Annotated in this window: 23 protein-coding genes and 1 tRNA gene; 12 read left to right on the top strand and 12 right to left on the bottom strand. The window is 45.4% G+C overall.

Features of this window, described 5'->3' with window-relative positions; translation table 11 throughout:
- Positions 1-77: 77 nt before the first annotated feature.
- Genes IX95_RS21900 through folB form a run of 3 tightly spaced genes read right to left on the bottom strand, consistent with a single transcriptional unit; the run spans position 78 to position 1,737 of the window.
- Positions 78-881, bottom strand: coding sequence for an undecaprenyl-diphosphate phosphatase (locus IX95_RS21900; protein ID WP_038164036.1), 804 nt, complete (start codon positions 879-881; stop codon positions 78-80).
- Positions 882-892: 11 nt separating this feature from the next.
- A complete protein-coding gene (gene folK / locus IX95_RS21895) occupies positions 893-1,387 on the bottom strand; it encodes a 2-amino-4-hydroxy-6-hydroxymethyldihydropteridine diphosphokinase (RefSeq protein ID WP_038164034.1) in 495 nt (164 codons plus the stop codon).
- Positions 1,384-1,737 (bottom strand): dihydroneopterin aldolase, encoded by a 354-nt coding sequence (gene folB, locus IX95_RS21890; protein WP_019277509.1) that lies wholly within the window; start codon positions 1,735-1,737, stop codon positions 1,384-1,386. The genes folK and folB overlap by 4 nt, the downstream gene beginning before the upstream one ends.
- Positions 1,738-1,895: 158 nt before the next feature.
- Here folB and plsY point away from each other — a divergent pair, with 158 nt between their 5' ends.
- Positions 1,896-2,507: a glycerol-3-phosphate 1-O-acyltransferase PlsY gene (plsY, locus tag IX95_RS21885; protein WP_038164031.1), complete on the top strand. Its 612-nt coding sequence runs from the start codon at positions 1,896-1,898 to the stop codon at positions 2,505-2,507.
- A gap of 17 nt (positions 2,508-2,524) precedes the next feature.
- Here the strand turns inward: plsY and IX95_RS21880 are convergent, their stop codons facing one another.
- Together IX95_RS21880 and tsaD are read right to left on the bottom strand one after the other, a co-directional pair.
- Positions 2,525-3,340, bottom strand: a complete 816-nt coding sequence (locus IX95_RS21880; RefSeq protein WP_038164062.1) for an alpha/beta fold hydrolase — start codon at positions 3,338-3,340, stop codon at positions 2,525-2,527.
- Between the two features lie 133 nt (positions 3,341-3,473).
- Complete coding sequence (gene tsaD, locus IX95_RS21875; protein ID WP_006958176.1) at positions 3,474-4,490, bottom strand: tRNA (adenosine(37)-N6)-threonylcarbamoyltransferase complex transferase subunit TsaD; 1,017 nt, start codon at positions 4,488-4,490, stop codon at positions 3,474-3,476.
- 228 nt (positions 4,491-4,718) lie between these two features.
- On the opposite strand from tsaD, the gene rpsU reads away from it, so the two are divergent.
- The 5 genes from rpsU to IX95_RS21850 all read left to right on the top strand — a co-directional run bounded on the left by rpsU (position 4,719) and on the right by IX95_RS21850 (position 9,422).
- The gene (gene rpsU / locus IX95_RS21870) at positions 4,719-4,934 is read left to right on the top strand and encodes a 30S ribosomal protein S21 (RefSeq protein ID WP_001145625.1); all 216 of its coding nucleotides are present in this window, start codon (positions 4,719-4,721) and stop codon (positions 4,932-4,934) included.
- Between the two features lie 26 nt (positions 4,935-4,960).
- The gene (locus tag IX95_RS21865) at positions 4,961-5,404 is read left to right on the top strand and encodes a GatB/YqeY domain-containing protein (protein ID WP_038164026.1); all 444 of its coding nucleotides are present in this window, start codon (positions 4,961-4,963) and stop codon (positions 5,402-5,404) included.
- 93 nt (positions 5,405-5,497) lie between these two features.
- Entirely contained in the window at positions 5,498-7,255 is a 1,758-nt protein-coding gene (dnaG, locus tag IX95_RS21860) for a DNA primase (protein WP_038164023.1), read from the top strand.
- Positions 7,256-7,352: 97 nt separating this feature from the next.
- Entirely contained in the window at positions 7,353-9,206 is a 1,854-nt protein-coding gene (gene rpoD, locus IX95_RS21855; RefSeq protein ID WP_038164020.1) for an RNA polymerase sigma factor RpoD, read from the top strand.
- A 140-nt stretch (positions 9,207-9,346) separates the two neighbouring features.
- Positions 9,347-9,422: transfer RNA gene (locus tag IX95_RS21850), tRNA-Ile, on the top strand.
- Between the two features lie 61 nt (positions 9,423-9,483).
- Here the strand turns inward: IX95_RS21850 and djlA are convergent.
- Positions 9,484-10,335: a co-chaperone DjlA gene (gene djlA, locus IX95_RS21845; protein ID WP_038164018.1), complete on the bottom strand. Its 852-nt coding sequence runs from the start codon at positions 10,333-10,335 to the stop codon at positions 9,484-9,486.
- A 148-nt stretch (positions 10,336-10,483) separates the two neighbouring features.
- Here djlA and lptD point away from each other — a divergent pair, with 148 nt between their 5' ends.
- From lptD to apaH, 6 genes are all read left to right on the top strand, one after another.
- Positions 10,484-12,853, top strand: a complete 2,370-nt coding sequence (gene lptD, locus IX95_RS21840) for an LPS assembly protein LptD (protein WP_038164016.1) — start codon at positions 10,484-10,486, stop codon at positions 12,851-12,853.
- Between the two features lie 53 nt (positions 12,854-12,906).
- Positions 12,907-14,202: a peptidylprolyl isomerase SurA gene (gene surA / locus IX95_RS21835; RefSeq protein WP_038164013.1), complete on the top strand. Its 1,296-nt coding sequence runs from the start codon at positions 12,907-12,909 to the stop codon at positions 14,200-14,202.
- The gene (pdxA, locus tag IX95_RS21830) at positions 14,192-15,184 is read left to right on the top strand and encodes a 4-hydroxythreonine-4-phosphate dehydrogenase PdxA (RefSeq protein WP_038164012.1); all 993 of its coding nucleotides are present in this window, start codon (positions 14,192-14,194) and stop codon (positions 15,182-15,184) included. The genes surA and pdxA overlap by 11 nt, the downstream gene beginning before the upstream one ends.
- Before the next feature lie 12 nt (positions 15,185-15,196).
- Positions 15,197-16,003: a 16S rRNA (adenine(1518)-N(6)/adenine(1519)-N(6))-dimethyltransferase RsmA gene (rsmA, locus tag IX95_RS21825; protein WP_019277499.1), complete on the top strand. Its 807-nt coding sequence runs from the start codon at positions 15,197-15,199 to the stop codon at positions 16,001-16,003.
- Positions 16,004-16,075: 72 nt separating this feature from the next.
- Positions 16,076-16,453: a Co2+/Mg2+ efflux protein ApaG gene (gene apaG, locus IX95_RS21820; RefSeq protein ID WP_021456696.1), complete on the top strand. Its 378-nt coding sequence runs from the start codon at positions 16,076-16,078 to the stop codon at positions 16,451-16,453.
- 19 nt (positions 16,454-16,472) lie between these two features.
- Positions 16,473-17,282: a bis(5'-nucleosyl)-tetraphosphatase (symmetrical) ApaH gene (apaH, locus tag IX95_RS21815; RefSeq protein ID WP_038164009.1), complete on the top strand. Its 810-nt coding sequence runs from the start codon at positions 16,473-16,475 to the stop codon at positions 17,280-17,282.
- Between the two features lie 48 nt (positions 17,283-17,330).
- On the opposite strand, the gene folA is transcribed toward apaH, so the two are convergent.
- The 6 genes from folA to rplU all read right to left on the bottom strand — a co-directional run bounded on the left by folA (position 17,331) and on the right by rplU (position 21,237).
- Positions 17,331-17,816 carry a type 3 dihydrofolate reductase gene (gene folA / locus IX95_RS21810; protein ID WP_021456698.1) on the bottom strand — a complete coding sequence of 162 codons (486 nt, stop codon included), beginning with the start codon at positions 17,814-17,816 and terminating at the stop codon, positions 17,331-17,333.
- A 23-nt stretch (positions 17,817-17,839) separates the two neighbouring features.
- The gene (locus tag IX95_RS21805; RefSeq protein ID WP_038164060.1) at positions 17,840-18,310 is read right to left on the bottom strand and encodes a threonine/serine exporter family protein; all 471 of its coding nucleotides are present in this window, start codon (positions 18,308-18,310) and stop codon (positions 17,840-17,842) included.
- Complete coding sequence (locus IX95_RS21800; protein WP_019277495.1) at positions 18,310-19,077, bottom strand: threonine/serine exporter family protein; 768 nt, start codon at positions 19,075-19,077, stop codon at positions 18,310-18,312. The genes IX95_RS21805 and IX95_RS21800 overlap by 1 nt, the downstream gene beginning before the upstream one ends.
- A 120-nt stretch (positions 19,078-19,197) precedes the next feature.
- On the bottom strand, positions 19,198-20,370 hold the full coding sequence (cgtA, locus tag IX95_RS21795; protein WP_006958202.1) for an Obg family GTPase CgtA: 1,173 nt from the start codon (positions 20,368-20,370) through the stop codon (positions 19,198-19,200).
- A 277-nt stretch (positions 20,371-20,647) separates the two neighbouring features.
- On the bottom strand, positions 20,648-20,905 hold the full coding sequence (gene rpmA, locus IX95_RS21790) for a 50S ribosomal protein L27 (protein WP_004409945.1): 258 nt from the start codon (positions 20,903-20,905) through the stop codon (positions 20,648-20,650).
- A gap of 20 nt (positions 20,906-20,925) precedes the next feature.
- Positions 20,926-21,237, bottom strand: a complete 312-nt coding sequence (gene rplU, locus IX95_RS21785) for a 50S ribosomal protein L21 (RefSeq protein WP_006958203.1) — start codon at positions 21,235-21,237, stop codon at positions 20,926-20,928.
- Between the last annotated feature and the right edge of the window lie 22 nt (positions 21,238-21,259).

The raw sequence follows: 21,259 nt of genomic DNA, 5'->3' as shown, positions 1-21,259 counted from the left end.
CATATATATCATAATGTCGCTTTTCAAGCGAGATTGACGCATGTGGTCTTTACAAAGATATTGATTAACTTCTGCGCTTACTGCATGAGTAAGAATGCAAACAAACCAAAGCCGAGGATCAATCGGTAAATCACGAAAGGTGTCATCCCCATTCTAGAGATCAATTTCAGGAAGAAATGAATACATACGTAGGCGCTGATAAACGAGGTTACGATCCCTGTCAGCAAAACACCTAGATGAATAGGGTCGCCACTGCTCACCAATTTCAGACCTAAGTAACCACCAGCCAATAAAATGATAGGGATAGACATGAGGAAAGAAAATCTTGCAGCCGCTTCACGGGTAAAGCCTAGGTACAATGCTGCCGTGATTGTCGCGCCAGAACGAGAAGTGCCTGGAATCATGGCTAGTGCCTGAGCAACACCGATAAACAATGCTTTCTTCCAATCTGCCTGATACTCATCATCCGCGAGGCTTGAATTTTTATCGACATACCACAGCAATAGACCAAAAACGATGGTGGTTGTCGCAATCACCCAAGCACTGCGCAGATACAATTCTATAAAGTCTTTCATTAGCAAACCAAACACACACGCAGGAATGGTTGCTAGAATAATCATCCACGCCAGTTTTGCTTCTTTACTGCGATCACCTTTAAAAATAGACGCAAAAAAGGCCGACAGTAACGACACTACTTCACTACGGAAATAGATCATGACAGCTGCCAACGTGCCAACGTGCACTGCCACATCGAACGCTAAACCTTGATCTTCCCAGCCCAATACTGCTGAAGGCAGGATTAAGTGCGCCGAGCTGGAAATAGGCAAAAACTCAGTAAGACCTTGTATTAAGGCCAGGATAAACGCTTCAAAATAACTCATTAGATACTCAATTATGTTTGGTAATCAAACCAGAGGTCGACTTTGTTTAAGGTTTCTGGATAAGACGATTCGCGCCAGATTTGGCGTATGGTTCGACCATCACCTGGCACACGAAGTTCAGCGCATAACTCGTTAAGTGGCTCAATCACAAATCCGTACTTATAGATATCGCTACGAGGCAATTCTGGTGCTTGTTCGGAGACATGATGGCCAAATAATATGATGTCCAGATCAACGGTTCGCGGCTGAAACTTCTGCGCATATTCTTCGCGCCCCCATTTGAGCTCAATATGACGCAGTTGTCGTGAAAATTCCGTTAAACTTAATGGCGTTTTCATTTCTACGACAAGGTTATAGAAAGTGTCCCCTTCAAACCCAACCGCTTCACACTCATAAATCGTGGACAATCGAAGATCCTGACCTAGCTCAGACAACTCAACTATCGCAGCTTCAATATGTTTGCGCCTTTCTACATTGGATCCTACTCCAATGTATGTGGTGTTCATGCCACGCCTCGTTCAATGATAACTCCAACACCCGAAGCTTGCGGTACCGCACCAGGTTTGGTGAGGCGAATCTTGACCCATGGCACACTGAATTGTGTCATGATCAGTTGAGCCACTTCTTCAGCCACACGCTCAACCAGTAAAAAACGGCCAGATTCAATATGAGATAACACTGCTGAGCTGACTTGCGCATAGTCCAACGCATCAACCACATCATCACTTTTACCTGCTGGTTGGTTGTCATGAGCCATTTCAATATCCAAAACCAGCTTTTGTTTGATTTCCTGTTCCCAATCGTAAACGCCGATAGTGGTGATCACTTCTAACTGCTCGATAAATACTTTATCCATGCGCTTTGCTTCCTTTAGAGGTCGGATACCCAAATCAGGTAAAAAGTCGTACTATTTTGATCTCAAACGCCACGCAGTTGGTAGTTTGAGTATTCTAAGCACGATATGATATCAATTACTTGCCTAGCTAACATCTCTTTATAACGAGTAACTTTACTATGACGCCACTAGCACTTGTCATGATCATCTTTGCCTATCTATTGGGCTCGATATCGAGTGCAGTTTTGATCTGTCGCGTACTCAGACTCCCTGACCCTCGTGGAGTCGGCTCTCACAATCCGGGGGCAACCAACGTGTTAAGAATTGGTGGCAAAAAGGCAGCTGCGGCAGTGCTGCTATGCGATATGCTCAAAGGGACAATTCCCGTCTGGGGTGGTTACTTCCTGAGTATCGACCCGATCATTCTTGGCGTAATTGCGATCGCAGCCTGTTTAGGCCATATGTATCCGATCTTCTTTCATTTTAAAGGTGGTAAAGGCGTTGCTACTGCCCTAGGCGCCATAGCCCCAATAGGGCTCGACTTAACAGCAATGATCATGGCGACATGGTTGTTGGTTGTACTGATTTTTCGTTATTCATCTCTGGCTGCCATCGTCACGGTACTATTAGCCCCTTTATACACCTGGATGATCAAGCCTCAATACACATTACCTGTCGCCATGCTATGTTGCCTGATTGTGTTCAGACACCACCAAAATATCAGGCGCTTGTTTGAGGGAACGGAACCTAAAGTCGGCGAGAAAAAGAAAGGGCTCAATAAGGCCTCATGAAGAGGCCTCATTATTGTTTAACTGTATACCTTAGAAAGGAAATTCTGCAGCATTGCAGTAACAAATTCTGGTTGCTCTAGGTTAGCAATGTGACCAGCTTTCGGCACCTGAATAAGTTCTGAGCCCGCAATGCAATCGTTCATTAAATACGATTCCAGAACGGGACGAGGAATGTCTTCTTGCCCTACAGCGATCAGTACAGGTAACGCGAACTTCTCAATATCTTCGATTTGGTCTCGACGGCCAAACACCATTCGCCCCATACGTGCGACTTCCGCAGCTTGCTGACCTTTCAGATTAGATAACTTCTCTCGAAACCCAGCCACTAAATCAGGTGACTCTTGCTCTGCATTTCGCGCAAAAAATATTGGAGTAACAATATCAACGATAGGCTCTGGCACCATTTGTGCGGCCGAAATAGTTTCCAACATAGTGAAGTATTTTTTGTGGGTCACTTCTGGTTCTAAACCGACAAACGTATCCATCATAACCAGAGATTTGACACGCTCAGGTGCTAGATTCACCACTTCACTGCCCCACATACCACCAACAGAAAGCCCGATAATCGAAAACTGCTCAACTTCCAGATGGTCCATTAACGCTATAATCTGCTGAGCATAATCCACCAATGAGGTAGTTGAAGCTGGAGCAAACTCAGAGTGACCATGAGCCCAAAAATCCGGCACTACGCAGCGATAGTTTTGACTCAATACTTCAATTTGAGGCGCCCACATTTCGCTGTCCCACAGATAGCTGTGACCAAAAACGATAACTGGGCCTTGGCCAACATCTTGATACGCCATTTGATGGCCATCTACAGCAAATTTATTCACAGTTTTTTCCATTGGTAATATTTATAAAATCCAAGAGTATCATTAATGACAAAGTTAACACCTCGGATGTTTTCACTTTATCCGATAAAAAGAAAAAAGGCCGACTCTCAAGAGCGGCCTTATAACAAGCAATCTATGCGATAGGCTCAAGCTGATCGATAGGCCAACGTGGCGTTGCCTGAACCGATAAATCTGCCAGCTCACCATTTTTCAATCGTTGCATACCTGCATACGCGATCATTGCACCATTGTCGGTACAAAACTCGGTACGAGGGTAATAAACCTCACCGCCAATTTTCTGCGCAAGTTGTTCTAGGTCAGCACGTAATCGACGATTAGCACTCACGCCACCCGCTATTACGATGCGTTTAAAACCCGTTTGCTCTAGCGCTCGCTTACATTTAATCGTTAATGTAGCGCACACCGCTTCTTCAAAGGCTAGAGCTATATCAGCACGCGTTTGTTCATCGTCACCATTCGCTGCAATGGTATTAGCAGTGAATGTTTTCAGCCCTGAGAAGCTCATATCTAAGCCCGGTCTATCTGTCATTGGACGAGGGAATTTGAAGCGCCCTGGCGTGCCTTTTTCAGCTAACTTAGAAAGCAGTGGACCACCTGGATAATCCAAACCCATCAGTTTAGCTGTTTTATCAAATGCTTCCCCTGCGGCGTCATCAATCGACTCACCAAGAATCTTATATTCACCAATGCCGTTCACTTCGACCATCATTGAGTGACCACCAGAGACCAAGACTGCGACAAATGGGAAGGGAGGAGGATTATCTTCTAGCATAGGCGCGAGAAGGTGGCCTTCCATATGATGGACAGGCACTGCAGGTACACCCCACGCATACGCCAAGCTACGACCGATAGTTGCACCAACAAGCAACGCCCCAACCAAGCCTGGACCTGCGGTATACGCCACTCCATCAATATCCTTTGGCGTCAGATTCGCTTCGGCCATTGCGGCTTTGATCAATGGGATCGTCTTCTTTACATGATCTCGTGAGGCAAGTTCAGGTACCACACCACCATAATCGGCATGGAGCTTAACCTGACTATATAGCTTATGAGAAAGCAGCCCTTTCTCATCATCGTAAATCGCGATGCCTGTTTCATCACATGAGGTTTCAATACCAATAATGCGCATGGTTTAGCCTAGGTGTCTTAATCTCTGATTCAAAATTGGCGCAATCTTACCTCGGCTTGGCTTCGCAAACAAATTTTGTATACTGAATAGACTACAAAGGGCTTTACAAAGCCTATGTGATCGGATTAAAATTCCGCACCATTTTTGATCAAGCTGATTGTAGACCCAGCATTAAAGCTCGGTACTGTGAAGTCAGCATTAACGAATAACCCCTGAGGTGAAAGGCATATGCCAGTAGTTAAAGTACGTGAAAACGAACCGTTCGACGTTGCTCTACGTCGTTTCAAACGCTCTTGCGAAAAAGCAGGTATCCTTTCTGAAGTGCGTCGTCGTGAGCACTACGAAAAGCCAACTACAGTTCGCAAACGCGCTAAAGCAGCGGCTCAAAAGCGTCACGCTAAGAAGCTAGCTCGCGAAAACGCTCGTCGCGTTCGCCTGTACTAATAGCTAAGTCCAAAAGGATTCTAGTTATGGCTCTGATTGATACTCTCAAAGAAGAGCAAAAATTAGCGATGAAAGCCAAGGACAAACTGCGCCTTGGTACTATTCGTTTAGCTCTTTCCGCCATTAAGCAACGTGAAGTTGACGAACAGATTACTCTGGGCGACGACGATATTCTCGCTGTGCTGACGAAAATGGTTAAACAACGTCGCGACTCTGTCGCTCAATTCGAATCAGCAGGTCGACAAGATCTGGCTGACGCTGAGCAAGCTGAGATTGCTGTACTTGAGGACTTTATGCCTCAACCGCTAACTGATGAAGAAGTGGCGGCACTTATTGAGAGTGCTATTGCTAATTCAGGTGCTGCGGGCATGCAAGACATGGGTAAAGTAATGGGCGTGCTTAAGCCTCAAATTCAAGGGCGTGCAGATATGGGTAAAGTAAGTGGTTTAGTTCGCGCTAAACTAGGTTAATTGCCCAACCCAAATTGCAGCAAGCCGTGCTATCCTCTGGAACGCACGGCTTGTTTGTATCTAGATTAGTCTTTTCTTTCTTTGTTAGGTTTTATGGCAGGACACATCCCCCGCAGTTTTATAGATGACCTACTGGCTCGACTGGATATCGTCGATATCATTGACGCTCGGGTAAAACTTAAGAAAAAAGGCAAAAACTACGGCGCCTGCTGCCCTTTCCACAACGAAAAAACACCTTCCTTTAGTGTTAGCCAAGAAAAGCAGTTTTATCACTGTTTCGGCTGTGGGGCACACGGCAATGCCATCGACTTCATGATGGAATATGAGCGCCTTGAATTCCCTGAAGCCATTGAAGAACTCGCCTCTTATCTTGGGATTGATGTGCCAAGAGAGCAGCGTCAGGGTGGCCGCTTTCCTTCCAATCAGCCTCAAGCAAATACCGAGCAAAAACGTAACCTCTACGATTTGATGACTGGGATTGCGCAGTTCTATCGAGACCAGCTCAAACTTTCTACCAGTAAGGTCGCAATTGACTACCTCAAAGAGCGTGGTTTATCTGGTGAAATCGTTCAGAAGTTTGGCATCGGATATGTCGCTGATGAATGGGATCTGGTGCGGAAAAACTTTGGTCAGCAGAAACAAGCGCAAGATATGCTTGTATCAGGTGGGATGCTGATTGAGAACGACAAAGGCAACCGCTATGACCGCTTTCGCGGCCGGGTAATGTTCCCAATCCGTGATCGTCGAGGTCGAGTGATTGGTTTTGGTGGACGAGTTATTGGAGATGGTACACCAAAATACCTTAACTCTCCTGAAACACCTATTTTCCACAAAGGTAAAGAGCTTTACGGGCTATACGAAGTAACCCAAGCATACCGCGAGCCTCCTCAGATTCTTGTCGTCGAAGGCTATATGGATGTAGTCGCGCTAGCGCAATATGGTGTCGATTATTCAGTGGCCTCACTTGGTACGTCTACGACCGGTGATCATATTCAACTGCTGTTTCGTCAAACCAATACCGTTGTATGTTGCTATGATGGCGACCGCGCGGGTAAAGAGGCGGCTTGGCGTGCGCTAGAGAATGCGCTGCAATACCTGAAAACAGGTAATACTCTGAAGTTTTTGTTTCTTCCTGATGGTGAAGACCCAGATAGCTATATCCGAAAATACGGCAAAGATGCCTTTGAGCAGCAAATGCATCAAGCCATTCCGCTTTCACGCTACCTATTTGAAAATTTAATCGAGATTCATCAGCTCAACTTAGGAAGCAATGAAGGTAAGTCGGCGTTAAGAGCCCATGCAAGTAGCTTAATTAACAAAATTCCAGATCCTTATTTCCAAGAGTTACTGGAAAAGTTACTTGATGAACGTACAGGGTTTGATAACCGACTGCGCCAACCGCGCAGAAAGACAAATGAAACCAGACCTCAGCCACATAAGGAGCTCAAGCGCACTCCAATGCGTGAGGTTATCGCTTTGCTTATTCAAAATCCGAGCTATGCTCAAATGGTACCTGACCTCTCAAGCGTGAAAGGCTTATCGGTACCGGGATTAAGTTTATTTGTTGAGGTGCTTGAATATTGTCATCACCACCCCAATGTAAACACAGGCCAGTTGACCGAACACTGGCGAAATACGAGCCATGACGCTCTACTGTCTCGCTTAGCCGGATGGGAAATCCCGCTCGACGAAGACAACGAACAAGATATATTTTTAGACTCGCTGGACAAAATACTGGCTCAGTGCGTCGAAAAGCAAATTGAGAATCTGCAGGCCAAAGAAAGAAGTGTCGGTTTATCAACCGAAGAAAGAAGGGAGCTACTAGCACTAATGCTAGATTTAAAAGCGTAACCCTGTTCGAATAGTCAGCAACAAATTAATTTGTTAATATGTGTGGTTTGCACTCGCATACTAATTCCTTCACCAGATACTAAGTTGGATACCGTCTATGGATCAAAATCCGCAGTCACAGCTAAAACAACTTGTCATTAAAGGCAAGGAACAAGGCTATCTGACCTACGCAGAAGTAAACGACCACCTGCCAGCAGAAATCGTAGATTCCGAGCAGGTCGAAGATATCATTCAGATGATCAACGACATGGGCATTCGAGTAGTGGAAACCGCTCCGGATGCTGATGATCTTGCACTGAATGATGACGATACAATCACCGATGAAGACGCAGCCGAAGCTGCTGCTGCTGCGCTATCAAGCGTAGAGAATGAAATCGGCCGCACCACTGACCCAGTGCGCATGTACATGCGCGAAATGGGTACCGTAGAACTGCTGACTCGCGAAGGTGAGATCGATATTGCAAAGCGTATTGAAGATGGTATCAACCAAGTTCAAAATGCCGTTGCTGAGTATCCAGGAACCATCCCTTATATTCTTGAGCAGTTTGATAAGGTTCAGGCAGAAGAACTTCGCCTAACCGACCTTATCACGGGCTTCGTGGATCCAGACGCAGATGAAACGGCGGCACCAACAGCTACACATATCGGTTCTGAACTTGCAGAATCAGATCTTGAAGATGAAGATGCTGAAGAAGAAGACGCGGAAGAGTCTGAAGACGATGAAGAAGAGGAAGATACAGGCATTGATCCTGAGCTTGCTCTAGAGAAGTTCACGGCTTTACGTAACACTTTCCAGGACTATCAGCTTGCTTGTAACGAGTATGGCAACGAGAGCCCGAAAGCGACACTTGCGCATGAAATGGTTATCGACGTCTTCAAAGAGTTCCGTCTAACACCTAAACAGTTTGACTACCTAGTTGAAGAGCTACGCACCTCAATGGAGCGTGTTCGTACTCAAGAACGCCTGATCATGAAAGCCTCTGTTGAGTATGGCAAGATGCCAAAGAAATCGTTCATTACCCTCTTCACGGGCAATGAGTCTAGCGAAGCTTGGTTAGACGAGATTCTCTCTTCAGATAAACCGTACGCGGAAAAAATCCGTCGCAGCGAAGATGATATTCGCCGTTCAATCATGAAACTAAAAGTGATTGAAGAAGAAACGTCGCTTACGGTTCAAAACATCAAAGACATCAGTCGCCGCATGTCTATCGGTGAAGCAAAAGCTCGCCGTGCTAAGAAAGAGATGGTTGAAGCAAACTTACGTCTGGTAATTTCTATTGCGAAGAAATACACCAACCGTGGCCTACAATTCTTGGATCTGATCCAGGAAGGTAACATCGGTCTGATGAAAGCAGTAGATAAGTTTGAATACCGTCGTGGTTACAAGTTCTCGACTTACGCGACTTGGTGGATTCGTCAGGCGATCACTCGTTCGATTGCTGACCAAGCACGAACTATCCGTATCCCGGTTCACATGATCGAGACGATCAACAAACTTAACCGAATCTCTCGTCAAATGCTTCAGGAGATGGGTCGCGAGCCGTTACCGGAAGAACTGGCTGAACGCATGCAGATGCCGGAAGACAAAATCCGTAAAGTTCTGAAGATTGCTAAAGAGCCAATCTCAATGGAAACACCAATCGGTGATGACGAAGATTCGCATCTAGGTGACTTCATTGAAGATACGACGCTTGAGCTGCCTCTTGATTCGGCTACTTCTACGAGTCTTAAGGTTGCAACGAAAGATGTTTTGGCTGGTTTAACACCTCGTGAAGCGAAAGTTCTACGGATGCGTTTCGGTATCGATATGAATACTGACCATACGTTAGAAGAGGTTGGTAAACAGTTTGACGTAACACGTGAGCGTATTCGTCAGATTGAAGCGAAAGCACTACGTAAGCTTCGCCACCCTAGCCGCTCAGAAACTCTGCGCAGCTTCTTGGATGAATAACCAAGCAAATTGATTAAAAGGCGAGCATTAGCTCGCCTTTTTTATTGTTTATCGATTTAAGTGGATAAAATCTAAGCGCATTTACCCTAGATAGCGTCTAGACAGCTAGATCTGCATCCCCTATAATCATTGCCCTACACGGCCCCTTAGCTCAGTGGTTAGAGCAGTCGACTCATAATCGATTGGTCCGCAGTTCAAGTCTGCGAGGGGCCACCAAATACAAAAAAGCCTGATGGGGAAACTCATCAGGCTTTTTGCTTTCTCGATTTCTATTACCTCAGAAACCTTTGGCCTTTTTGATCAAGTCGTAGGCATTTTGAATCTCTTGTGCCTTCTCTTTGGCTACATTCATCATTTCTGGCGGCAAACCTTTTGCCATGAGCTTATCGGGGTGATGCTCATTCATCAGCTTACGGTAAGCACGTTTAACTGTTTTTGTGTCCGTACTACTCTCGACCCCCAACAGTTTGTATGCATCACTCAATTGATCCGCAGTCGAGGCTTGTTGCCAACTGCCAGACTGATGGGAATGCCCACTGCCTGAATGCCCTCCGAAGCCCCCCTGTTGAAAGCGGAACGCCGCTTCCTGCATACGCAAGCGCTGCTCTAGTTGGTCAGAAGAAAAACCCAGTCCTTTCGCTACCTTATGTAACACACTGCGCTCACTCGGATGAATATCACCATCAGCAAATGCCGCTGAGATTTGCAGTTCCAAAAAGAACTGCATTAAATCAAATCGACCACCGGATGAAATACGAACTCGCTCTAAAACAGTGTCTAATGGGAAGTTTGCTTCTTTACCCTCACGAAAAGCATTCTGCGCGGCGCGGCGTAACTCTCCATGCAGATTCATTCGTTCCATCATGGTGGTCGCCAGCTGAATTTCCTCACGAGTAACCTGCCCTTTAGCTTTCGCTACATGCCCCATTACCGCAAACGCAGCTTTGAAAAACTCTTCTTGCCGCTCAGCTTGACTAGGCCCACCACCAAAGCCTGAATTGAAACCAGCTTGACGTAACCGACGGGCTTTATCGAACTGGTGACCTAAAAATAGACCGAATATCGCACCAAATGGTCCTCCCATCAGAAAACCAAAAAAAGTGCCGAGTATTTTGCCGAAAATATGCATTATGTGCTCTCAATCTCTGAATTTTTTCTTAGTAAAGCGGTCTGATAGTGCCGTAAGCGACAAATTCCTTTATTATAAGGACCGTTTTATTTTACATTCGGTCATCTATTCACCGGATATATCAAGTTCAACAGGATAGTAAAACTCGATGCCACGTTTTCCTCGCACCTTGTTAGCCACTTCTATTAGTGCCGCGTTTCTTATGCCTCAAGCTCAGGCTGAAGACATCCCTCTCGATACTTCACAAGAAATGCCTTTCATTGGCGAATGCCAAACATTAGACCTTATTGACCAATGTCTGGTCAATGAAGAGGAGCCTGAAAACGCAAATCAACTGCCAATTAACGTTGAAGCCGACAGTTTAGAAGCCATCAATGGTGACAAAGCTACCTACAGTGGCAATGTTACTGTCGTTCAGGGCAAGAAACGCATGAAGGCCGATAATGTCACCTTGCATCAGCAAGATAACATTGTGGTGGCAGAAGGTAACGTGACATTCAGTGATGGCGAACTGAAAACCATATCAGATAAAGCTGTCAACAAACTCAATACTGAAGAAGTGACACTAGAGAACACTAACTATAAGTTCTTATGTGAGCCTGGCCGAGGCGAAGCCGTCTATGTTTCTAAAACGGGCAAAGCGGTGTATGAGATAGAGGATGGGACGATTACATCTTGTCCAGAAGGCGATAAATCATGGCGAATGAAGGCCTCAAGCATAGATATCGACCAGAATGAAGAAGAAGCTACCTTCTACAACCCTCGCTTCGAAATACTCAACGTGCCTGTATTTTATCTGCCGTTTTTAACAGTTCCGATTGGTGATACACGTAAAACAGGATTCTTATATCCAACGGTATCTTACGGCTCCAGTGATGGCTTTGAAATGGAAGTGCCGATTTACTGGAACTTGGCACCCAACTATGATTTAGAAACCACACTCAAGTACATGCAAGAACGAGGTACTCAGCTAAACAGTGAGTTTCGTTACCTATCCGATCTCGGTTACAGCACATTAAAGTCAGAATATCTGCCCGATGACAAGAAGTACCCAGAACAAGGAGATCGCTGGGGATTTCAATGGCAACACAACGGTATTTTCCAAGAAAACTGGAAATTCGAAATAGATTATTCCAAAGTCAGTGACATCAGCTATTTTTCTAATATCGATTCGAGCTTGGGGAATCAATCAGATGGTCAGCTTCTGCAAGAAGCGCAAGCCACCTATCGTTCATCAGCTTGGGATGCCACAGTCTTAACTCGAGATTTCCAAGTATTGACAACCAGTAGTAACACCCCATACCGACTTTTACCTCAAGTTGAGTTTAACTACTACGCTCCAGAGCTAATGCGTTATCTTGATTTTGATGTCATCAGTCATGTTTCTCAATTTGACACCGACGATCCAGATAAGCCATCAGCTACACGAGTGCATGTTGAGCCCGGTATAAAAATCCCAGTTGGTACCACTTGGGGGACTTGGACAACGGAGGCTCGAGTACTAGGAACCTACTACCAGCAAGACTTAGATGGCCTTAACCTTACCAACTTCAGTAACGATGGTTACAACTTAAAGGAATCCACTTCACGAGTAATTCCAGAGTTTAGAACTCATGCTGGCGTCGTTCTCGAAAGAGATAGCGTTCTGTTTGATAACTACACTCAGACGTTGGAACCGCAGATCCAATATCTGTATGTTCCGGAAGAAGATCAAAGTGAAATTTACCTCTATGACACAACGCTGCTGCAAACCGACTATTACGGGTTATTTCGTAGTCGTAAATATAGTGGCGTCGATAGAATTGCTGCCGCCAATCAGTTTAGCTATGGCGCATCAACACGCTTCTTTGACGAACAATATAAGGAACGTCTAAATATATCCTTCGGTCAAATCTTCTATCTTGATAAAGATACTAAGAACTCTTCACTTGCTAACCAAGACAACAAATCTGATTATTCGGCTTGGGCAGTGGAGATGGACTTCAACTACGACGATTACCTCTTCTACCATGGTGGTATTCAGTATGATATTGATACCAGTGAAGTTCAGCTTGGCAACAGTACGCTTGAGTACCAATTTTCTGGAGGCTTTATCCAGGGTAACTATCGCTACGTAACACGTAGTTATCTTGAAAGTACGGTGGGAGAAAGTCTTAATCTGGATAGCCTAACTAAAGATGGAATTTCTCAAGCTGGACTCATTACAGGCTATCAACTTACTCGAAACTGGAATGCAAGTGCACAATATTTCTATGATCTAACAACAGAAAAAGATCTAGAGTGGCTAGCCAGCCTCAGCTATACCTCAGACTGTTGGTATATAGGCTTTTCATACAGCAACCAGCTTCAGAGTGGCTTACTGTCTGATCCGGTTCAGCCAGTGTATGAAAACAACTTCAGCTTTAATTTTGGTATTATTGGCTTCGGTACTGCTATAGGCTCTGACTCTGGTGTCACCGGTTCTGATACGGCAAATAGCTCTTTAGGTTACGGACGTCCGTTCTTCTTAAACAACTAATTTAAAAGCCTGTGGTCTAACACCACAGGCTAAATATTCTCACAGGAAATTTAATGAAACTTTGGAAGCAAACCTTGCTTGGACTGATTGCAGCCAGCCAGCTTTCTTTTGTACAAGCCGAGCCTGTCGAACTGGATAAGGTAGCGGTTATTGTTAATAGCGGCGTGGTATTGCAAAGTGATATTGAAACTTCGCTTAAAACCATTCGCGCGAATGCGAAAAAGAACAACCAGTCCCTTCCAGATGAAGAGACTCTACGTGAGCAAGTCACAGAAAAACTGATTGTCGATACCATTCAGCAGCAAGAAGCGGAACGAATTGGCGTTCGTATAGACGACAACCGTCTAAACGAAGCGATTGACGAGATAGCCAAAAACAACAACCAAACGCTTGAGCAACTGAACACCTCGATTACTGAAGAAGGGCTAAGTTACGCTCAATTTCGTGAACAGGTACGTAAAGAAATTGCCGCAAATGAAGCGCGTAATGCTCTGGTACGAAGACGCATCAATATTCTACCGGCAGAAGTTGACAACCTTGCAAATATCTTAGCCAAAGAAACCAACGCGACCGTGCAATACAAAATTGGCCACATCCAGCTACGCGTAAATGATGGTGATGACAAAGCTGCCATCGAAGAAAAAGCCAATCAGATCGTTAAAGAGCTCAACCAAGGTTCTGATTTCAGTACCATGGCTTACACCTACTCAAAAGGTCCTAAAGCTTTACAAGGCGGTGATTGGGGATGGATGCGCAAAGAAGAGATGCCAACTATCTTTGCAGATCAAATCAATTTACAGAATAAAGGCAGTATTATCGGTCCATTTCGCAGTGGTGTTGGCTTCCATATCCTTAAGATAGAAGATGTGAAAGGGCTCGAGACGGTTGCAGTCACCGAGGTGAATGCCCGTCATATTCTGATTAAACCAACCGTAATTCTTAGCGATGAAGGCGTACAGAAAGAGCTTCTAGACATTACTCAACGAATTCAATCAGGTAAAGCTACCTTTGCAGAAATGGCTCAGCAATACAGCCAAGACCCAGGATCTGCTGCACAACAAGGTGAGCTGGGTTACCAAACATCTGACCTTTATGTGCCTGAATTCAAGCATCAGGTCGACACACTACCCGTGGGTCAAATCAGTGAGCCATTCAAAACCGTACACGGTTGGCACATTGTTGAAGTGATGGATAGACGTGAAGTCGACCGCACTGATTCAGCACTAAAGAACAAAGCTTATCGAATTATCTTTAACCGTAAATTCAACGAAGAAGCCAGTGCTTGGCTACAAGAAATCCGCGCCAGTGCATTTGTTGAAGTGGTCAAGGACGAACAGAATGACAATTAAGCGCATCGTGGTAACCGCAGGCGAACCCGCAGGTATCGGACCAGATTTAGTCCTAGCCCTTTCTAAGCAAAGCTGGCCACACCAAATTGTGGTCAGTGCAGATAAGGGATTGCTGGAGCAACGCGCTAAGCAACTCGATATCGACGTACAACTTATTGATTATGATGCCTCTGCTCTTCCTACCCCTCAGCAAGCCGGCTCTTTAGTTGTCGACCATATAGCGCTTAATGTCCCTGCAATTGCGGGTCAGCTCGATGAGAAAAATGGCCACTACGTATTAGAAACACTAGAAAGAGCCGCTTTGGGCTGTATGAATGGTGAGTTTGATGCTATTGTCACCGGCCCTGTGCACAAAGGCGTAATTAATCGAGCTGGCGTCGCGTTTAGTGGCCATACTGAGTTCTTTGCTGACAAATCAAATACGCCACTGGTGGTGATGATGCTGGCTACCGAAGGACTCAGAGTTGCTTTGGTGACGACTCATATTCCATTGGCTTACGTTTCTAAAGCAGTAACCGAAGATAGGCTAAAGAAAATAGTGCATATTCTCCATCAGGATTTGGTTGAGAAGTTTGCTATTTCATCGCCTAAAATATATGTCTGTGGATTGAATCCACATGCAGGAGAAGATGGCTGTCTGGGTCGGGAAGAAATTGACACCATCATGCCAACACTGGAGAAGCTGCGTCAGGAAGACGGTATTGATCTTATCGGACCACTCCCTGCTGATACGATTTTTAACGAAAAGTATCTCAACGAGGCGGACGCCGTATTAGGCATGTACCACGATCAGGTTCTTCCAGTGCTAAAATACAAAGGTTTCGGTCGCTCAGTGAACATTACTCTGGGCCTACCATTTATCAGGACATCCGTGGATCACGGCACTGCATTAGACCTTGCAGGGACAGGTGATGCAGATACAGGAAGTTTTACAACGGCACTGACTCACGCAATAGAGCTTGTCGATAAGAAAACCAGTTAACTTGAGAACACTATGAGAAACGATGTCCATTTAGGGCACAAAGCACGTAAACGCTTTGGTCAAAACTTCTTAAACGATCCATACATCATTGATGGTATTGTTTCTGCAATCAATCCTAAGCCTGGTCAGAACTTGGTAGAGATTGGTCCCGGCCTAGGTGCAATTACAGAGCCGGTTGGTCGAGAAGTGGATAAGTTCACCGTGATTGAACTTGACCGTGATTTGGCTGAACGCTTAAGAACTCACCCAGAATTAGCCGAAAAGCTAACCATTCACGAAGGCGATGCCATGCGTTTCGACTTCACTCAACTGGTGAAGCCTAACAATAGATTACGCATTTTTGGTAACCTGCCATACAACATCTCGACACCTTTGATGTTCCACCTCTTTGAATACCATAAAGATATTCAAGATATGCACTTTATGCTGCAGAAAGAAGTGGTTAACCGTTTAGCAGCAGGTCCAGGCACAAAAGCTTACGGCCGCCTAACCGTCATGGCGCAATACTATTGTAAGGTGGTACCCGTACTGGAAGTTCCACCGACGGCGTTCGTTCCGCCACCAAAGGTCGATTCTGCCGTTGTTCGTCTTGTTCCTTACGAGACGCTACCTTATCCAGCGACAAGCCTTAACTGGTTGGATCGCGTCTGTCGTGAAGGCTTCAACCAAAGACGTAAGACTGTCCGAAACTGTTATAAATCTTTGGTCAATGCAGAGACTCTAGAGCAGTTGGGTATCAACCCGGGCATGCGCCCAGAGAACTTAACACTGGAGCAGTTTGTCGACCTAGCCAACTGGTTGGACGCAAACCACAAATAATCTTCATATAATTAGAGTTGTAACCTATTGGTCTACAACTCTAATTTTTTTGACTTGTACGCAGGAGTCTACATGGAAGCTAACCCTTGTATTAAAGTTCAAGTTCATACCAAGTACATCTCAGAGCAGTCTCAGCCTGATTCAGAACGTTACGTCTTCGCCTACGTCATCACAATAAAAAACCTCAGCAATCAAACCGTCCAACTCATTAGTCGTCGCTGGCTGATTACTGACGCCAACGGCAAACAGATGACCGTGGAAGGTGATGGTGTGGTTGGCCAGCAGCCTTTCATTCCGGGAAGTGATGAGTATACTTACAGCAGCGGCACCGCTCTAGAAACACCAGTCGGTGTAATGCAAGGACAATATATTCTCCTTGATGAAAAAGGCCGAGAGTTTAGCACCGAAATAGAACCCTTCAGACTCGCTCTACCGAATATTCTCAACTAATATCCACACAGGAATTTTTGTGTCTAATTACATCGTCGGTGATATTCAAGGCTGCTTTGATGAGCTCAAACTACTACTCAAACAAGCGAGCTTCAATCCTCAATCTGATACGCTCTGGGTCGCTGGTGATCTGGTTGCTCGAGGGCCAAAATCGCTAGAGACACTGCGCTTTATTAAAGGTCTAGGTCAATCAGCTAAAGTGGTTTTAGGTAATCATGACTTGCATTTACTTGCCGTATCAATAGGTGTACACAAAGTTAAGAGCAAAGATAAGACGGCTCCTATCTTTAATGCTGACGACAAACAAGAGCTACTCAATTGGCTTAGGCAGCAACCCCTTTTCGCTGAACATGATGAGTTCGTGATGTGCCATGCAGGCATTTCGCCACAGTGGTCGCTTGATGTCGCTAGAAACAGTGCCAGAGAGGTCGAAGCCATTTTACAGAGCAAAGAATGGCATTGGCTGATAAAAAACATGTACGATAATCAGCCAGATTCTTGGTCTGACAAACTCGAGGGCATTGAGCGCTACCGATATATCATTAACGCCTTCACGAGAATGCGTTTCTGCTTTTCTGACGGAAGGTTAGATATGGCCTGTAAGCGCCCACCAAAAGACGTCAAAGATAGTAGCCTAACTCCGTGGTTTGAGCTTAACAATCGTATCCCGCTTAATAAGACGGTGTTGTTCGGCCATTGGGCAGCATTGGAAGGTTATACCGGCAAGGATGTCATTGGATTAGATACCGGCTGTGTATGGGGTGGCAGCTTGACGATGTTGAGATGGGAAGATAAGACGTTTTTTACACAAAATTCGCTAGAGAACTAGAGAGCTAATAATAATCAGCTACCCTAGCTCATCAGTAGAGCTAATCTGTCAGCCCTGTCGCTCTAAAACAACAAATCGCATATCGTACGCATTTTTCTCATCTGCTGCGTAGTTTTCAGAATAGCTTTCTTTAAACATATCTCCCCAAGACGGAAATTGGGTATCGCCTTCTATTTGGGCGTCGATATAAGTCACGTAGAGCTTGTCAGCTTGAGGAAGGCAGGCTTTGTAAACCGCACCACCACCGATGATCATCACTTCGTCTACCTCACCAGCAGCCTCTAAAGCCTGCTCAATCGAGGTCACTGTTGTGACGCCTTCAATGGCTAAGTTGGCATCACGGCTGATCACAATGTTCTGGCGGCCTGGAAGTGGACGACCAATCGACTCGTACGTCTTACGTCCCATAACAACTGGCTTGCCCAAAGTACAACGTTTGAACCAAGCAAAATCTGCTGGCAGATGCCACGGCATTTGATTGTCTTTACCAATTACTCGATCTTTTGCCATGGCGGCGATCATACTGATGATCATTGCTGATGCTCCTTTAAAACGTCTCAGACTATCGGTTTCCGGCGATAGAATAGCAATCCCGGCATCGCTAAGCCAACCGCTAATCCCGCAATTATAAACATTGCTTTAAGGAAGTTTTCTGCCAACATCGCGACCAACTCATGGCTGTATCCTCTATGATTAAGCTCCACTAAGGCAATCATTGCCTTAAACGCAAATACACCTGGAACCATAGGAATCAACGCCGCTACGGTGAACACTTTCGGATGAGCGAGAAAGCGATGAGACCAATGGATACCAACGATACTAACCAACATCGCAGCAAAAAAGGTGGCCCATTCGATAGGGATACCAAAATGCATCATCAAATAACGTGAACCATGACCAATTGCCCCCCCGATAGCACAATAGACCAAGGCTTTTTGGGGGACATTAAAGACTAAAGCAAAACCCACAGCAGGAATCGCGGCAAACAGCATGTCGTTGAGCAAAGCAACTAATAAATCAAACCACATCACAACACCCATCCCCAGACACCAACTAAGCTCATGGCCGCGACGATACCAAGGCAGGTTGCCAAGGTAAGCAGGCTTGCCATAACAAAGCGAGCAATGCCCATATTGATATAGCCTTTGAGCATATCAGCGACAGCATTAATTAGCGGGAACCCTGGCACCAGCATAAGTACCGAAGAGGCCATAACCAAAAACGGCGAATTACCTAGCCCATAAATTACCGCTTGCGCTGACACAACAGTTGTAACAAACGCTGTCGCGGCAAAGTTCATCAAGGGGTTAAAGTGGCGATGGCCGATTTCTTGCCTGACTATCATTCCGATCGAAGAAGCGATGAATGTCATAGCAAAGACCACCCAATCCCCTCCCGCTAGTCGACTAAATGCAGCGCAAGATAAGCCGATCATACCTACAACTAGCCATCTGTTATAACGTTCGGGACTAATTCTTTCCAGTTTATGCTGAGCCAAGGCATGATCTATGATTCCCCTTTCGAGCATGATACAAATCCGTTGTATCTGTGTGATGACCCTCATGTTGATTCCGCGATCAGGGCTGCGGCGTGCAGTGGTAATACAGTGCTCCTGATACACAGTCGTCACTACTAACGAACTGGCAGACAAAGAAACTTCCACCTCATCCATGCCACTCGCAAGTCCAATGCGTCGGGTAATATCCCCTACCAATGTGCTCTCTGCTCCATGCGCAAGCAGCATTTGCCCGGCTTGAGCAATAAGGCGAGAAACACTGCGTTGTTTTGAAACCATAAATCAATCCTACTCCTTTAGAATCCTGCTATTGTGGCGAATCACGCCGACGATTGATTTGATTTAAATACAAAAAAGCCGCAATGCTTTAAACATTGCGGCTTTCAATCAACTTAAGGATTATTCGCGGACATAAACGACATGCCCGTCGTCTTCTTCATCGTCCCAATCATCCCAGTCATCGTCGTCTTCAGTAATGACGTCTTTGCCTGACATTGCGTCTTTATGGTAATCATCCCACATGAAGTCAACTTTCTCTTCTTCAGAGATCTCTTCTTCTTCACGAGGTAGATTCTCCATAAAGTCAGCCAACTTGTAACAAAGCTCTTTGGTTCCTTGCTTATTCACCGCGGAGATCTTGTAGTAATCCTCTTCCCAACCTAGAGCATCGAGAATATTTTGGATCACTTCGTTCGCTTCTTCTTCAGGCATCAAATCAACCTTGTTGAAGATAAGCCAACGCGGCTTGTCTGCTAACTTCTCACTGTACTGCTCAAGCTCATCAATGATGGTTAAGGCATTCTGTACAGGATCACTTTGATCAATCGGCATAATGTCGATCATATGCAGTAGCACTCGACAACGCTCTAAATGTTTCAAGAAGCGAATACCAAGGCCAGCGCCATCCGCAGCGCCTTCGATCAATCCAGGAATATCCGCGACAACAAAGCTCTTCTCAGGTACAACACTGACTACACCTAAGCTAGGGATCAAAGTCGTAAATGGGTAGTCAGCTACTTTTGGCTTAGCCGCTGATACAGAACGAATAAATGTCGATTTACCTGCATTCGGCAAACCAAGCATACCCACATCAGCAAGTAGCAACAGCTCTAAACGAACTTCGCGAATTTCACCTTTAGTACCTAACGTCTTTTGACGCGGTGCACGGTTGACTGACGATTTAAAACGCGTGTTACCTAAACCGTGCCAACCACCTTTTGCGACCATGATCTTTTTGCCATGCTCAGCAACTTCCGCCACGATTTCATTGGTGTGAATATCCACAGCGCGAGTACCAACAGGCACACGTAGAACTTTGTCTTTACCACGTTTTCCAGTACAGTTACCGCCACGGCCATTTTCACCACGTTCTGCTTCATAGAAGCGCTGGAAGCGATAATCAATTAGCGTGTTAAGGTTTTCATCAGCTTGGATGTAAACATCGCCGCCATCACCACCGTCACCACCGTCCGGACCGCCTTTCGCAACGAATTTCTCTCGCCAGAAACTCACTACACCGTTACCGCCGTCTCCGGCCTGAACTTTAACTACCGCTTCATCAACGAATTTCATCTCTTACTCCGCCCAATTGCTACATCACGTAGCTGCGTTGCAAATATCATCTCACTGACCGTGTTTCGGCAAGTGAATGATATAAATTCTAGCAGATCCCAATTTCAGATCGATCACCTAAAATCCCAGATCGTTCTGCTACTCAGGAATATATAATGAGGGACTTTTTACAAAGTGCCTTAGTATCGATTCCATCTCGCTACAAATAAAAAACCCCGCCGAATCGGCAGGGCTTTTGAATTCAGCTAGAAGCCTAAATTCTTAATCTCAGCGAGAATTACTCAGCTTCGATGCTTACGAATTTACGGTTCTTAGGACCTTTCACTTCGAACTTCACTTTACCTTCGGTAAGAGCGAATAGAGTGTGGTCTTTACCGATACCAACGTTAGTACCAGCGTGGAACTTAGTACCACGTTGACGAACGATGATGTTACCTGCAAGAACAGATTCACCACCGAAACGCTTAACACCCAGACGTTTACTTTCTGAATCGCGGCCGTTACGAGTAGAACCACCAGCTTTTTTGTGTGCCATTGTTAAACTCTCCTAATAAATTAAGCGTTGATACCAGTGATCTTCACTTCAGTGAACCACTGACGGTGACCCTGTTGCTTACGAGAGTGCTTACGACGACGGAACTTAACGACTTTAACTTTGTCGCCACGACCGTGTTGTACAACTTCAGCAACTACTTTGCCGCCCTCTACTAGAGGAGCGCCAACTTGAACGTCTTCGCCGTTAGCAACAAGAAGAACTTTATCAAATTCAACAGTTGCACCAGTTTCTACGTCTAATTTCTCTAAACGAAGAGTTTGACCTTCGCTTACACGGTGTTGTTTACCACCAGATTGGAAAACAGCGTACATATCTTACTCCGCTTTTTCCGCA

This window comes from Vibrio sp. B183, assembly GCF_000740665.1.
GTDB classification, from domain to species: domain Bacteria; phylum Pseudomonadota; class Gammaproteobacteria; order Enterobacterales; family Vibrionaceae; genus Vibrio; species Vibrio coralliilyticus.
The sequence above is the reverse complement of the archived record's forward strand: the minus strand, read 5'-3'. Positions and strand labels throughout refer to the sequence as shown.

Excerpts from the sequence above, each read along its gene's own strand:
- IX95_RS21800 (WP_019277495.1), bottom strand. The coding sequence starts at position 19,077 with ATGGTTTCAAAACAACGCAGTGTTTCTCGCCTTATTGCTCAAGCCGGG.
- rpoD (WP_038164020.1), top strand. The coding sequence starts at position 7,353 with ATGGATCAAAATCCGCAGTCACAGCTAAAACAACTTGTCATTAAAGGC.
- apaG (WP_021456696.1), top strand. The coding sequence starts at position 16,076 with ATGGAAGCTAACCCTTGTATTAAAGTTCAAGTTCATACCAAGTACATC.
- IX95_RS21865 (WP_038164026.1), top strand. The coding sequence starts at position 4,961 with ATGGCTCTGATTGATACTCTCAAAGAAGAGCAAAAATTAGCGATGAAA.
- rsmA (WP_019277499.1), top strand. The coding sequence starts at position 15,197 with ATGAGAAACGATGTCCATTTAGGGCACAAAGCACGTAAACGCTTTGGT.
- folB (WP_019277509.1), bottom strand. The coding sequence starts at position 1,737 with ATGGATAAAGTATTTATCGAGCAGTTAGAAGTGATCACCACTATCGGC.
- rplU (WP_006958203.1), bottom strand. The coding sequence starts at position 21,237 with ATGTACGCTGTTTTCCAATCTGGTGGTAAACAACACCGTGTAAGCGAA.
- surA (WP_038164013.1), top strand. The coding sequence starts at position 12,907 with ATGAAACTTTGGAAGCAAACCTTGCTTGGACTGATTGCAGCCAGCCAG.
- folK (WP_038164034.1), bottom strand. The coding sequence starts at position 1,387 with ATGAACACCACATACATTGGAGTAGGATCCAATGTAGAAAGGCGCAAA.
- pdxA (WP_038164012.1), top strand. The coding sequence starts at position 14,192 with ATGACAATTAAGCGCATCGTGGTAACCGCAGGCGAACCCGCAGGTATC.
- IX95_RS21805 (WP_038164060.1), bottom strand. The coding sequence starts at position 18,310 with ATGTGGTTTGATTTATTAGTTGCTTTGCTCAACGACATGCTGTTTGCC.
- cgtA (WP_006958202.1), bottom strand. The coding sequence starts at position 20,370 with ATGAAATTCGTTGATGAAGCGGTAGTTAAAGTTCAGGCCGGAGACGGC.
- rpmA (WP_004409945.1), bottom strand. The coding sequence starts at position 20,905 with ATGGCACACAAAAAAGCTGGTGGTTCTACTCGTAACGGCCGCGATTCA.
- djlA (WP_038164018.1), bottom strand. The coding sequence starts at position 10,335 with ATGCATATTTTCGGCAAAATACTCGGCACTTTTTTTGGTTTTCTGATG.
- plsY (WP_038164031.1), top strand. The coding sequence starts at position 1,896 with ATGACGCCACTAGCACTTGTCATGATCATCTTTGCCTATCTATTGGGC.
- folA (WP_021456698.1), bottom strand. The coding sequence starts at position 17,816 with ATGATCATCAGTATGATCGCCGCCATGGCAAAAGATCGAGTAATTGGT.
- IX95_RS21900 (WP_038164036.1), bottom strand. The coding sequence starts at position 881 with ATGAGTTATTTTGAAGCGTTTATCCTGGCCTTAATACAAGGTCTTACT.
- dnaG (WP_038164023.1), top strand. The coding sequence starts at position 5,498 with ATGGCAGGACACATCCCCCGCAGTTTTATAGATGACCTACTGGCTCGA.
- lptD (WP_038164016.1), top strand. The coding sequence starts at position 10,484 with ATGCCACGTTTTCCTCGCACCTTGTTAGCCACTTCTATTAGTGCCGCG.
- tsaD (WP_006958176.1), bottom strand. The coding sequence starts at position 4,490 with ATGCGCATTATTGGTATTGAAACCTCATGTGATGAAACAGGCATCGCG.
- rpsU (WP_001145625.1), top strand. The coding sequence starts at position 4,719 with ATGCCAGTAGTTAAAGTACGTGAAAACGAACCGTTCGACGTTGCTCTA.